This window comes from Mycobacterium sp. AMU20-3851, from assembly GCF_043974665.1.
Taxonomy (GTDB): domain Bacteria; phylum Actinomycetota; class Actinomycetes; order Mycobacteriales; family Mycobacteriaceae; genus Mycobacterium.
In genome coordinates this window covers 4,305,750-4,318,449 of the sequence record NZ_CP146371.1, presented here as the reverse complement: position 1 = coordinate 4,318,449, position 12,700 = coordinate 4,305,750, and the positions used below count along the sequence as shown (strand labels likewise).

Here is a 12,700-nt window from a genome sequence, read left to right as displayed (position 1 = left end):
CCTCGCATTGTCTTCGCTGGAATAGCCACACGTTCTTTTTCCCCTTGCACCTCACTTTGGTGTGGAGGGCAAGGTGGAGACGCTATCGTGATGACGTCATGGTGACCCAAAAGCGAACGGAGTGCCCAGTTGGCCGTCGGTGATTACGTGCGGATCTTTAGCCGGCTCTGGTGGGTGGTCCTGGCTGCGGTGGTGATCGGTGCCGCCGCCGGTGCTGTTTCGCAGCAGTTCGCCAAGCCGGAGTACACCTCCACAGCAAGGCTTTTCGTCAGCACCCAGAGCGGCACCTCGGTCGGCGACGCCTATCAGAACAACTTGTTCTCCCAGGAGCGGGTGTACTCCTACGCCGGGCTGGCCACCAGCGAGCAGGTCGCCGCACGGGCCATCGACCAGGCGAAGGCCACCATCACCGTCGATGAGTTGCGGGCCAAGATCACCGCGACCCCGCAACCTCAGACCGTGTTGCTCGACATCACCGCGACGGATCCGGACGCCGCGACCGCCCAGCTCTACGCCAACGCGGTCGCCGACCAACTCGTCAACGTCACCACCGAGCTGGAGACCTCGCGGCGCGGCGGGGAATCCGCCGCCGGCGCCATCGTCATCGACGACGCCAGTTTCGGCACCCCGGTCGAGTCGATGGGCCTGGTCACCCGCATCCTGTTGGGCGCGCTGGCCGGTCTCGTCATCGGCATCGTGCTGGCCGCGATCCTCGGCGTCTCCGACACCCGGGTGCGCCGCCGCGAGCGCATCGAGGACGTCACCTCCAACGCGTTGATCGGGTCGCTGCTGCAGAACAAGGGCCGCGAGGGCGTCCTGGATCTCGCCACCGGCGGACCCGCGGTCGAACGCCTGCGGGAACTGCGCACCAACATCCAGTTCGCGCGCACCCCGGACGGGGACCGCCCGCACGTCATCGCCATCACCAGCCCGTCGCCGCAGGACGGCCGCTCCACCACCGCCGCCGACCTGGCCGCTGCCTTCGCCGAATCCGGGCACTCGGTGCTGCTGGTCGACGGCGACCTGGTCGACCCGTCGCTGCCGGCCCTGCTGGGCCTGACCGGCGCCGAGCAGACCCGGGCCTCCCAGCGCGGTCTGACCACCCTGCTCGCCCGCCAGTCCGCACTGGCCGACTCGACCATCCGGGTCGGCAACCTGACGTTCCTGCCCGCCGGCCCGCTGCCGGCCACCCGCCGCCAGCTGTGGGGTGACGACGCGGCCGGGCAGGTGTTCGACGATCTGCGGGCGAACTTCGACTACGTCATCGTCGATACGCCGCCGCTGCTCAAGTACTCCGACGGTGCGGTGCCCGCCGGACTCGGCGACGGCGCGGTGCTGCTGGGCCGGATCGGCCACACCAAGGCCGGCGCGCTGCGCAAGGCGTTGGCGGTGCTGTCCGCGGCGCGCGTCAACCTGATCGGTGTGGCGGCCACCGGTGAACACGAGCATCGCAAGGACCGGACCGAGTTCAAGGCCGGCGAGAAGAAGGCGCTCGAACAGGAGGCCCGCGCGCAGAACAGCGGCGACCGCAATGGTTCGGGTGCCGAGGCCATCGGGCAGTTGCCGACGGTTCAGGCAGACCAGGAAGTCGGTCAGCCGCGCCACCGGGCTCAACTGGGACACCCGGAGTAGTCCGGTGCAGTCGCCGCGCCCGCGTCGGGTGACCGCGCTGCTGGCCGGTTCTCTAGCCGCGCTCGTGGTGGCCGCCTCGGTCAGTGCCTGCACCAGTGCCACCGAGACCCAGACGGCGCCCTACGTGCCGCCCACGATCAAGACCTTCGCCCCGCCCTTCGACGGCAAGCCGCACCTGGCGCCGCCGGACATGACCGACGACGGTCCGGGCTCGCTGGTCTCGGTCGAGCCGATCGCCTCCGGCGCCGAACTCCTCGACGAGGACGGCGCCACCTACATGCGGGTGGTGTACCGGTCCACCTCGGGCATCGACGGCACGCCGACCGAGGTGTCCGCCGCGATCGCCATCCCGGCCGGGACACCGCCGCCGGGCGGCTGGCCGATCATCGGCTTCGGGCAGGGCACCAAGGGCGTGCTCTACAAGTGCGCGTCCAGTCTGTTCCCGAACCTGCCGAAGCAGGCCTGGTCCATCGACCAGTTCATCAAGAACGGCTACGCGGTGGCGGCCAGCGATTTCCAGGGCTCCGGCGTGAAGGGCTATTCGCACCCGTTCCTGGATGCAAAGACATACGGCTACAACGTCATCGACTCGGTTCGGGCCGCCCGCCGGGTCGGCGCCGACATCAGCGACAAGTGGATGGCCTACGGACACTCGGCCGGCGGGCTGGCGGTGTGGGGCGCCGCCGAGGTGGCCCCGGAATACGGTCGGGGCCTGGACCTGCTGGGCACCATCTCGATGGCTCCGGCCGCCGACATCTCCGAACTGGCCGATGCCGCGTGGAACGGGACGCTGACCAACGCCCAGCGCGTCACCCTGGTGTACGCCCTGCAGTCGCTGTCCTGGTTCGAGCCGGAGATGAACCTGGACGACTTCCGCTCCGGGGTCACCGCCGAGAACTGGGACCTGGTCCTCAACTGCATCCCCACCGACTTCGACGCGGTCGCCAGGGTGTGGGAGACCATGGCCACCGAGGACCTCAAACCCCGGACCTACGAGAACGTGGAATGGCTGCGGGAGCGGCTGGCTTCCCGCGCGGTCCCCAATGTGGCGCGCATCGACACCCCGACCGTGGTCGCGTACGGCACCGATGACGAGCTGTACAACCAGGAGTGGTTCGAACGGGCGCTGAGCAAGGCGTGCGCGCTGGGCAGCAATCTGGAGATCAAGAGGGAACCGGGTAAGGGGCACGCCGACCTGGACCAGGCGTTCGTGATGGGCTGGCTCAACGACCGGTTGGCGGGTGTGCCCGCACCGCCCAGCAACTGCGCCCAGTGGCAGCAACAGTTGGACACGCCGAAATGAGGGCGCCGGTCGATGTCCCGCGGCTGCGTGACTACCTGGCGATGCTGCTGCGCGCCTGGCCGATGATCCTGGTCGCGACCCTGTTGTCGGCGGGTGCCGCCGCCGTCGTGGTGGCCCAGAAGACCCCCACCTACACCGCGTCCGCGCTGGCATTCGCCAAGGTGTCCAACGACCCGAGCACCTTCTCGCAGTACTACGGCGGCATGGGCGCCAAGCTGCGCATGCCCGGCTACGCCGAACTGGCCAAGTCCCGGTCGGTGGCCCAGCGGGCGATCGAGGCCATCGGCGAGGACACCACCGCCGAGGACCTGGCCTCCCGGATCTCGGCCGAATGGGAGCCGAGCGGGGTCGATCTGCGCGGCCGGGCCAACTCGGTGCTGCTGCGCATCACCGTCACCAACGAGAACCCGGACCTCGCCGTCGAGGAGGTCAACGCGGTGGGCAGCGTGCTGGTGAAACTGTCGCAGGACCTGGAGTGGTACGAGTCCGAGGTGTCCGACGACGTCCAGTACAAGGGGCCGCTGGCCGAACTGCTGCCGGTGGGGGTCGCCACGGCGGCGCGGCCGGTGCCCAACCCGATCCTCGGCCCGATGACGGTCGGCGCCGGGGTGGGTTTCGCCCTCAGTGTGCTGATCATGCTGTCGGTTCAGATCGCACGGGACACCCTGGTGACCCGCAGCCAAATCAATCAGATCGCCCGGGTTGCGACGCAACGGGAAGCGTAGGAGCTTCGTGAAAACTACGAGGACCGCGGCGCGTGTCCTGATGACTGGAGTGCTGGCCACGACGGTGGCGCTGACGGGCTGCGCCGGTGCGGAGACCGCGGCGCCGCCCGCGCCGCCGACGGACGGCGGCCAACTGCTGCTGCCGGCGGACTATGCCGGCGAGGGGCCGGGCACCCTGCGCTCCGCGGTCAACCTGCCGACGGTCGACCGCCGGATCGTGCGGGTGGCCGAGGTGGCCGCCCGCATCACCTACGACTCCACCTCGGGCATCGACGGTAGCCCGCAGACCGTCACCGGCAGTGTCTTCGAACCGCTCGGTGAGCCCCCCGAGGGCGGCTGGCCGGTCATCGTGTTCGGGCACGGCACCGTCGGTATCCACTCGGACTGCGCGCCGTCCCTGTCGCCCTCGCTGGCCGGTGCGGCGGACGCGATCCGGGCCCTGCTGTCACTGGGCTACATCCTGGTGGTGCCCGACTACCAGGGACTGGGCACAGACACGGGCTATCACCCGTACCTGGATGCGTCCACCGAGGGCTACAACATGATCGACGCCGCCCGGGCGACCCGCAAACTGCTGCCGACCGCCTCGGACAAGTGGGTGGCCTTCGGGGTCTCCCAGGGCGGCCAGGCATCCTGGGCGGCCAACGAACTCAACGCCACCTACTCCAGCCCGGATCTGAACCTGGTCGGATCGGTCAGTGTCTCGCCGGCCGCCGACATCGCCGGCCTGGCCGACCTGGCCTGGGCGGGGGAGTTGACCCCGCAGCAGTCGATCGCGGTGGTGCTGATCCTCACCACCCTCAAGGTCGAACATCCCGAGCTCAACCTCGACGATTACCGCCGCGGGGCGGCGCAGGAGAACTGGGCACTGCTGTCGGGCTGCTCGGCCGACTCGACCGATGAGCGCCTCGAGGTGGCCGACGCGCTGTCGCCGGATGACCTGCGCCCGGTGAACGAGGCCGCCACCGACGCGCTGCGCAACTACCTCATCCAGATGAGCGGACTGCCCCGGTCGCCGGCCAGCGCGCCGTCGCTCGTCCTGCAGGGCGACCAGGATCAGCTGATCCCGGTGGCGTGGACCGATGCCGCCGTCCAGCGCGCCTGCGACATGGGCGCCGAGATCGCGTCCTTCGTCGCGGTGGGGCGCGGCCACAGCGACTTCGACCCGACCGAGGCGCTGGACTGGATGCAGCAGCGGTTCCGGGGAGACCCGCCGGCGAGCACCTGCGCCGTCGAGGGGGGCCCGTCCATCCGTAAAGTGCCTCAACTGACATTGCCGGAATGATGACTGATAAAGCCGCAGCCAAGCTGCCCATCGAATCCCAGGTGATCGCGAGCTCGCCGACGCGCGGACGCGTCGTCGGTCTGGACGGCATCCGCGGCCTCGGCTGTCTGGCCGTCGTCGTCGGCCACGTCGGCGAGTTCTACACGCCGGAGACACACAGCAAGGCGCTGCTGGACGTGCTCGGGCTCGCGCTGATCCTGTTCTTCGTGCTCAGCGGGTTCCTGCTGTTTCTGCCCTACGTCCGCAGGCTGACCAAACCCGACGCGGCGATGCCGGACACCCGGCAGTACTTCCTGCACCGGGTGTTCCGGGTGTTCCCGGGGTATCTGGCCATCTTCCTGATCGCCAACTTCGTGTTCCGCGCGGTGTACGTCGAGAATCCGATCACCCAGGTGCCCGGCAGTGGGGACGGCACCGGGATGATCACCGACCCGGGCAAGCTGCTGGCGAACATGACGCTGGTGCAGACCTACATCCCGGATTACGTGCAGACCGGGATCAACCCGTCCTGGTCGCTGACCCTGGAGATCGCCTTCTACCTGTCCCTGCCGTTACTCGGGGTGCTGCTGTTCGCACTGCGCGGCCGGCTCAACATGCACCCGCTGAAACTGGCGCTGGTGGCCCCGGTCATCCTGCTGGCGATCTCCTACATCGGCCGACTGCTCATCCCGTACGTGTACCGCCACGTCAACGTGCACAACTACGAGCCGCCGGCCAGCGGATACATGCCCGACATCTGGCTGCAGAACTGGGGCCCGAACCTGGCGGCCGTGTTCAGTCGCAGCTTTTTGACCAATGCCGACCTGTTCGCCTACGGCATGCTGGCCGCCATCCTGTTCGTGGCGATCGAGCAGGCGGTCATCGGGCAGCGGGTGGCCAAGTGGATCCACCGGGTGGACATCCTGGCGCTGCCGGTGTTCGGCGTGCTGACCATCGTGCTGCTGCAGGCGCAGAATGCTTTCGGCTACGCCGCGCTGGGCATCGTGTCGGCGCTGTTCATCGTGATGGTGGTGCTGCCGCTGTCCTGGGGCACACCCTCGTGGTTGGCGCGGGGCCTGGACTGGAAACCGTTCTATTTCGTCGGGCTGATCTCCATGTCGGTGTATCTGTGGCACTACCCGGTGCTGCTGATGCTGGGCCGGTACGACCTCAACGCGGGGGACAGCTGGGGCGGCATGTTCCGCAACATGGCCGTGGTCACCGTGGTCACGTTGGTGCTGTCCACCATCACGTACTACGCCGTGGAGAAGCCGGGCCTGGATCTGGTCAAGAAGTTCCGGAAGCGTTGATGCGCCGCAACGTGCTGTGGGTGGCGGTGATCGCCGCGGTCGTGGTGCTGACCGCGGGATTCGTGCTGGTGGTGTCCCCGCCGGCCCGGCAGTTCGTCGGCATCGATGCCGCCGCCGACGACCCGCAGCCGATCGGGACCGCCGACCTCAGCGGGTCCGGTCCGGGCACCCTGGTCAGCGCGGTCACCATGCCAGAGTTCGACCGCCGCCTGAGCGGGTCGGCGGTGCGCGCGGCCCGGGTGGTCTACCGCTCCACCGACGGCGACACCGGTGCGCCGACGGTGGTGTCCGGGGCGGTGTTCATGCCCAGCGATCCGCCCCCGCCCGGCGGCTGGCCGGTGATCGCCTACGGCCACGGCACATTGGGCATCGACGAACCCTGTGGGCCGTCACTGTCGCCCACCCTGTTGGGCAGCGTGACCTGGGTGACCAATCTGGTGGGCGCCGGCTACGCGGTGGCCATGCCCGACTACCAGGGCCTCGGTATCGAGGGAGTGCATCCCTATCTCGACGCCCGCACGGCCGGCCTCAACCTCATCGACTCGGTGCGCGCAATGACGCGCACCTTCGACGGCGTCTCCTCGCGCTGGGCAGCTCTGGGTGGCTCACAGGGTGGCGGGGCGGCCTGGGCCGCGGGGGAGCAGGCGACGACCTACTCACCGGAGATGCTGCCGGTCGGGGTGGTGGCGCTGGCCCCGGCCGCGGACGTCGCCGGCCTGGTCGACCTGGCACAACGGCACGAACTGACCCGCGAGCAGATGCCCACCCTGGTGATCATCGTGGAATCGCTGGCGCGCCTGCACCCGGACCTCAACCGGGACGACTACCGGCGTGGACTGGCGGCCGAGAAGTGGGATGTGCTCACCGCGTGCAGCGGCAACCTGGTGCACGAGCGGGAATCGGTGATCGAGCAACTGGAGCCGGCCGATGTCGCGCCGCAGACCCCGGAGGCCGCCGACCGGTTGCGCGCGTACCTGGCCGCGTGGGCCCTGCCGCAGCAGCGTCTGTCGGCGCCGATGTCGGTGGTCTACGGAGGCGAGGACGAGTACATCGCCCCGAGTTGGACCGAGGGGGCGATCCGGCGGGCCTGTGATCTCGGCGGTGTGGTGACCGCGGATTTCCAGCCCGACAAGGGGCACGGCGACCTCGAATTCGGCACCCGGGTGGACTGGCTGGCCGAGCGTTTTGCCGGTGCTCCGGCCCAGAACGGCTGCCTTTCCACCCCTTGATCCGCGCCCGATCGGCGTTGCGACACGGCAGCCCGTGGCGCGCGTTTGCCGCCGGGATGTTCGCGCATACCCATTAGGTTGATTGGGTAACTATCCCCCGACAGAGTGGTCGCGCATTTTTGCTTGCTGAGCGGGGCGTTCCCAAAACCCGCACGGTCGTGCCGTTGTCGCGGTGGTCAATTAGTGGGGCGGCTGAGGTTTCTGGCAACATGCCATGTCGTTGCGGGTGCGGTAAGTTGCCTGCGCTGTTCGTACTCAGTCCAGTAGGCGGGGGTAGCTTCCGGTTCCCCAGCAAACTCGCAAATTTGCTCCGAAGCCTCCGATCCTGTGTAATATGTGGATTCTCGTGGGGTCTTACCCACAATTGAGAGGGAATCAGCGGTGACATTAGTTTCTCGTGACGTGAGCGCTCTCAGGGACTTCCGGGCGCCTGCAGAAGGTGGCTCCCCTCAACCGCTGGTCGCGGTTGCTGACCGCTCCCAGGGACTGGCCTGGCAGCGGCGCTACGTCGTCGGACTCCTCATCTCGGATGTCGTCGTCGTGAGCGCGGCCATGGCCTGCGCCCAGATGGTCCGGCTGGGACGTCCGGTCACCCAGTTCGACCCGCTGACCAAGTATTTCGGTCTGCTCTCGGTGGTGTTCGGCCTGATGTGGCTGGGCATGCTCGCCGCCTACGGGACCCGCTCGCCGCGGATCGTCGGCGCGGGCACCGAAGAGTACCGACGCGTGCTGTCGGCGACGATGTCCACCATCGGCGTCGTCGCGGTCACGGTGATGATCTTCCGGCCGGAGTACGCCCGCGGGTATCTCGCGGTGGCCTTCCCGCTCGGGCTCGTCCTGCTCCTGATCAGCCGCAGCTCGGCACGCCGGGTGCTGGGCTGGTACCGCAAGGACGGCCGGTGCATGAATTCGGTGCTGGCGGTCGGCAGCCCGACCGCCGTCAACAGCATGGTGCAATCGCTGTCGCGCGCACGCGATTACGGCTACTCCGTGGTCGGCGTGTGCCTGACCGGGCAGGCGGCCGGCGGCACCATCGAGGTCCCGGGGGTCGGAACGCTGCCCGTCCTGGGCGACGAACACGGCGTCGAGGCCGCCCTGGCGGCCACCGGAGCCGACACCGTGGCGCTGACCACCACTGATCACCTGGGCCCCGCGGGCCTGCGCGAATTGTCGTGGGACCTCGATCGCCTCGGGGTGGACCTGGTGGTCTCGCCCGGCATGGCCGACGTCGCGGGCCCGCGCCTGACCATGCGCCCGGTCGCCGGGCTGCCGCTGATCCACATGGAGAAGCCGCAGTACAGCGGGACCAAGAAGCTGCAGAAGCGCTTCTTCGACGTGGTGGTGTCGATGTCGGTGCTCCTCTCGGCCGCACCGCTGATGATCCTGGCCGCGATCGCCATCAAGCTCAGCAGCCGGGGGCCGGTCTTCTACGCCGCCGAACGCATCGGCATCGACGGCAAGCCGTTCAAGATGATCAAGTTCCGCACCATGGTGGTCGACGCCGACAAGCAGGTCGACCGCCTCACCGCGCTCAACGATTTCGACGGCGGCGTGCTGTTCAAGATGCGTGACGACCCGCGCGTCACCCCGGTGGGCCGGATCCTGCGGCGCTACAGCATCGACGAATTGCCGCAGTTCTTCAACGTGCTCAAGAAGGAGATGAGCGTCGTCGGCCCGCGGCCGCCGCTGCGTTGTGAGACCGACGCCTACACCGACCAGATCCGTCGTCGTCTGCTCGTGCTGCCCGGTATCACCGGACTGTGGCAGGTCAGCGGCCGCGCCGATCTGTCCTGGGACGACGCGGTGCGCCTCGATCTGTCCTATGTGGAGAACTGGTCGATCAGCGGCGATGTGCTGATCGCGTTCAAGACGATCCGCACGGTGCTCGGCGCGGTCGGCGCATACTGACCGGCGCTTGCGCCGCAGGTCCTCTGGTGCGGGCTCGGGTAATGTTGCGCCCATGCGGCGCTCGTCGGTGAACAGCCCGGCGGGATTGGCCAAGAAGATCTTCGCGGCCGTCGCCGCAGTGGTGTTGGTGCTCACCGGATTCAAACTCCTGCCGCTGGCGATCCCTGCCGCCACATGGCTTTTCAGCGCGACGTACAACTCGTTCTCGGCGCTGCAGGGCCCGCCGGTACCCGTCGCGGCGGCCGACCTGTCCGGCGACGGCCCCGGCTCGCTGATCTCGGCCACCACGATGCCCGCGGTGACGCAGACCTGGGAGGGACGCAGCCTGCGCGCGGCCCGCGTCATCTACCGCTCCACCTCCGGCGACACCGGCACCCCGACGGTGGTCTCCGGTTCGGTCTTCACCCCGCTGGGAGAGCCGCCGTCGCGTGGCTGGCCGGTGGTGGCGATCGGGCATGGCACGGTCGGTATCGACGGTCCGTGCGGACCATCGCTCTCGCCGTGGCTGCAGGGCGCGCTCAGCTTCGTGGCACCGCTGATCGACCGGGGGTACGCGGTCTCGGTGGCCGACTTCGAGGGCCTGGGCGTCAAGGGAGTACATCCCTACCTGGACGCCCGCACCGCGGGGCTGAACATGATCGATTCGGTGCGCGCGCTGCGGCACACCTTCCCGGGGCAGCTGTCGAGCACCTGGGCCGCGTTCGGCCACTCCCAGGGTGGGGCCGCCGCCTGGGCGGCCAACGAACAAGCCGGTGACTATGCCCCCGAGATGCGGTTCATCGGTGCCGTCGCCGCAGCACCGGCCGCGGACGTCGCCGGGCTGGTCGACCTGGCCGAGGCCGGCGCCCTGACCTCGGAGCAGCGGCTGAGCATGGCGATGATCATCGAATCGGCGGCGCGCCGGCACCCGGAACTCGATCGCGACGACTTCCGGCGCGGAGCCGCCGCCGAGCACTGGGCGGTGCTGACCGCCTGCCAGGGCTCGGAACTGATGCAGCGGTCGGCCGCCGCGGGCAAACTCACCGGTGACGACTTCGTGCCGCGCAGCCCCGAAGCCGCCCAAGCGCTTCGGAAACTGTTGCAGCAGTGGGCACTTCCGCAGCGTGCACTGTCGGGTCCGTTGTCGGTGTGGTACGGCGGGGCGGACGCCTACCTGGACCCGGAGTGGACCCGCGCCGCGATCGAACAGGCCTGCGCCCTGGGCGGTACGGTGACGGTTCAGTTCGAGCCGGACAAGGGGCATTCGGATGTGGACCTGGGGGCGCAGTTGACATGGTTGCTCGACCGTTTCGCCGGACAGCCGGTGCGCAATGACTGCTGAGGTGAGCCGGGTACCGCTCGACGCGGCGCGGCTGGGTGCGCAGATCGCCGGCACGTCATGGCGGCGCCTCGACGTCGTCGCCGAGACCGGCTCCACCAACGCCGACCTCGTCGCCCGTGTGGCCGGCGGGGAGGACATCGGTGGCGCGGTGCTGGTGGCCGAGCATCAGGCGTCGGGGCGGGGCCGCGGCGGCCGGGTGTGGTCCGACGTCCCGATGGCTTCCGTCGCGATGTCGGTCGGGGTCTCGGCGGCCGGGGTCGACGAGCAGAACTGGGCACTGTTGCCGCTGCTGACCGGGGTCGCGGTGGTGGAGGCGCTCGGTGACGCCGGGGTGGCCGGCTCGCTGAAGTGGCCCAACGACGTCCTGGTCGACGGCGCCAAGATCGCCGGCATCCTGGCCGAGGTGGCCTCCCCGCAACCGGTGGTGGTGGTCGGGATCGGCCTCAACGTGACCGTCGGCGCGGACGAGATCGAACAGCCCGGGGCCATCTCGGTCCTCGCCGCCGGCGGCGACACCGACCGTGAAGCCCTGGTGCTCGCCATGCTCGGGCGCCTCGGCGCCCGCATCGAGGACTGGCGCGCCGGCCGCGATGTGCTCGCGGACTATCGGCGGCACAGCGCCACGATCGGCGCGCGGGTCCGGGCCCTGCTGCCCGGGGACCGGGAGTTCGTCGGCACCGCTACCGGGGTCGACGACCGCGGTCAGCTGACCATCGAGTCGGGGGACACCGCGATGACGGTGGCGGCCGGCGACATCGTGCATCTGCGGCCCGCGCCGGACCCGCACGGGCAGTAAGGTCGCGCTGTGGGCTATCCGGACAATGTGCTGGCCAACGATGAGCAGGTGGTGCTGCACCGGCACCCGCACTGGAAACGGCTGATCGTCCCGGTCCTGGTGCTGCTGGTGGCCTCGGCGCTGGCCGCCTTCGCCGCGGCCGTGGTCGCCGAGACCGACTGGGACCCCACGGCCAAACAGGTGGTGCAACTGGTCATCGCCGCCGCCTGGCTGATCCTTGTCGGCTGGTTGACGGTGTGGCCGTTCCTGACCTGGTGGACCACCCACTTCGTGATCACCGACCGCCGGGTGATGTTCCGGCACGGGCTGTTGACCCGCAGCGGCATCGACATCCCGTTGGCCCGGGTGAACAGCGTGGAGTTCCGGCACGGGCTGGCCGACCGGATCCTGCGCACCGGCACCCTGATCATCGAGTCAGCGTCGCAGGATCCACTCGAGTTCTACGACATTCCGCGGGTGGAGCAGGTCCACGCGCTGCTGTATCACGAGGTCTTCGACACCCTGGGAACCGAGGAATCGCCGAGCTGATCGGCCCGCTTGGTGCGGCCGGGCCGGCGCCGTAGCGGGGTGACCGTCCCGGAGGGGTCGGCCTGCGGGGGATCCATCTGGTCCTCGATGGCCTCGGCGAGCCCGCCGCTGGACAGCGTCGATTCCAGGGCCGTGTCCCCGGCCCGGCCGAATTCGTCGGGGAACACCCAGCGACGGAACGCCCAGAACCGGAAGGCCATCTGCAGCAGATTGCCGATGATGTAGGCCGAGATGAAGTCCGCGACGTTCTCCACCGTCAGCGACACGTCGGGCACGCGGAGTTGCAGCACATAACTGGAGAAGTACAGCGGGGCCATGCTCAGCAGCACCCCGACCGCGCTGACCCCGAAGAACAGCAGTGCCTCGTGATGTCGCTCACGGCCGCCCCGGTCGCGGAAACTCCACTCGCGATTGAGGATGTAGGAGGCGATGACGGCGACCACGCCGGCGATGATCTTGGCGGTGACCGGCTTGGGTTCCAGCACCGTGAGTTTGAGCGTGTAGAAGATCGCCGAGTCGATGATGAACGTCGTCCCGCCGACGATCGCGAACTTGATCAGCTCATGGTGCCGCTCGGCATACGGTCGGATCACGCGCGGCAGCCGCGCGATCGTGGCATCTGCAAAGGACACGGATAGCCAGTGTACGGAACTGGCAGCCCAGGTGCTGAATCGTGCGTTCGTC

General features: G+C 69.0%; 11 protein-coding genes. 10 read left to right on the top strand and 1 reads right to left on the bottom strand.

What is annotated here, in order from left to right; genetic code table 11:
* Positions 1-147 precede the first annotated feature (147 nt).
* The 10 genes from V4U86_RS20595 to V4U86_RS20550 all read left to right on the top strand — a co-directional run bounded on the left by V4U86_RS20595 (position 148) and on the right by V4U86_RS20550 (position 12,016).
* Positions 148-1,632 carry a P-loop NTPase gene (locus V4U86_RS20595; protein WP_395307773.1) on the top strand — a complete coding sequence of 495 codons (1,485 nt, stop codon included), beginning with the start codon at positions 148-150 and terminating at the stop codon, positions 1,630-1,632.
* 4 nt (positions 1,633-1,636) lie between these two features.
* Positions 1,637-2,935 (top strand): lipase family protein, encoded by a 1,299-nt coding sequence (locus V4U86_RS20590; RefSeq protein ID WP_395307772.1) that lies wholly within the window; start codon positions 1,637-1,639, stop codon positions 2,933-2,935.
* A complete protein-coding gene (locus tag V4U86_RS20585) occupies positions 2,932-3,660 on the top strand; it encodes a YveK family protein (protein ID WP_395307771.1) in 729 nt (242 codons plus the stop codon). Before V4U86_RS20590 ends, V4U86_RS20585 begins: the two co-directional genes overlap by 4 nt.
* Before the next feature lie 40 nt (positions 3,661-3,700).
* Entirely contained in the window at positions 3,701-4,945 is a 1,245-nt protein-coding gene (locus V4U86_RS20580) for a lipase family protein (protein WP_395307770.1), read from the top strand.
* Positions 4,942-6,234: an acyltransferase family protein gene (locus tag V4U86_RS20575; RefSeq protein ID WP_395307769.1), complete on the top strand. Its 1,293-nt coding sequence runs from the start codon at positions 4,942-4,944 to the stop codon at positions 6,232-6,234. Before V4U86_RS20580 ends, V4U86_RS20575 begins: the two co-directional genes overlap by 4 nt.
* Positions 6,234-7,463, top strand: a complete 1,230-nt coding sequence (locus tag V4U86_RS20570) for a lipase family protein (protein WP_395307768.1) — start codon at positions 6,234-6,236, stop codon at positions 7,461-7,463. Before V4U86_RS20575 ends, V4U86_RS20570 begins: the two co-directional genes overlap by 1 nt.
* Before the next feature lie 552 nt (positions 7,464-8,015).
* Positions 8,016-9,371: a sugar transferase gene (locus tag V4U86_RS20565; protein ID WP_395312138.1), complete on the top strand. Its 1,356-nt coding sequence runs from the start codon at positions 8,016-8,018 to the stop codon at positions 9,369-9,371.
* 52 nt (positions 9,372-9,423) lie between these two features.
* Positions 9,424-10,692 (top strand): lipase family protein, encoded by a 1,269-nt coding sequence (locus tag V4U86_RS20560; protein ID WP_395307767.1) that lies wholly within the window; start codon positions 9,424-9,426, stop codon positions 10,690-10,692.
* Positions 10,682-11,488: a biotin--[acetyl-CoA-carboxylase] ligase gene (locus tag V4U86_RS20555; protein ID WP_395307766.1), complete on the top strand. Its 807-nt coding sequence runs from the start codon at positions 10,682-10,684 to the stop codon at positions 11,486-11,488. Before V4U86_RS20560 ends, V4U86_RS20555 begins: the two co-directional genes overlap by 11 nt.
* Positions 11,489-11,497: 9 nt before the next feature.
* Positions 11,498-12,016, top strand: a complete 519-nt coding sequence (locus tag V4U86_RS20550; RefSeq protein WP_395307765.1) for a PH domain-containing protein — start codon at positions 11,498-11,500, stop codon at positions 12,014-12,016.
* Here the strand turns inward: V4U86_RS20550 and V4U86_RS20545 are convergent.
* Complete coding sequence (locus V4U86_RS20545) at positions 11,971-12,648, bottom strand: GtrA family protein (protein ID WP_395307764.1); 678 nt, start codon at positions 12,646-12,648, stop codon at positions 11,971-11,973. The two genes, V4U86_RS20550 and V4U86_RS20545, sit on opposite strands and share 46 nt — an antisense overlap.
* Between the last annotated feature and the right edge of the window lie 52 nt (positions 12,649-12,700).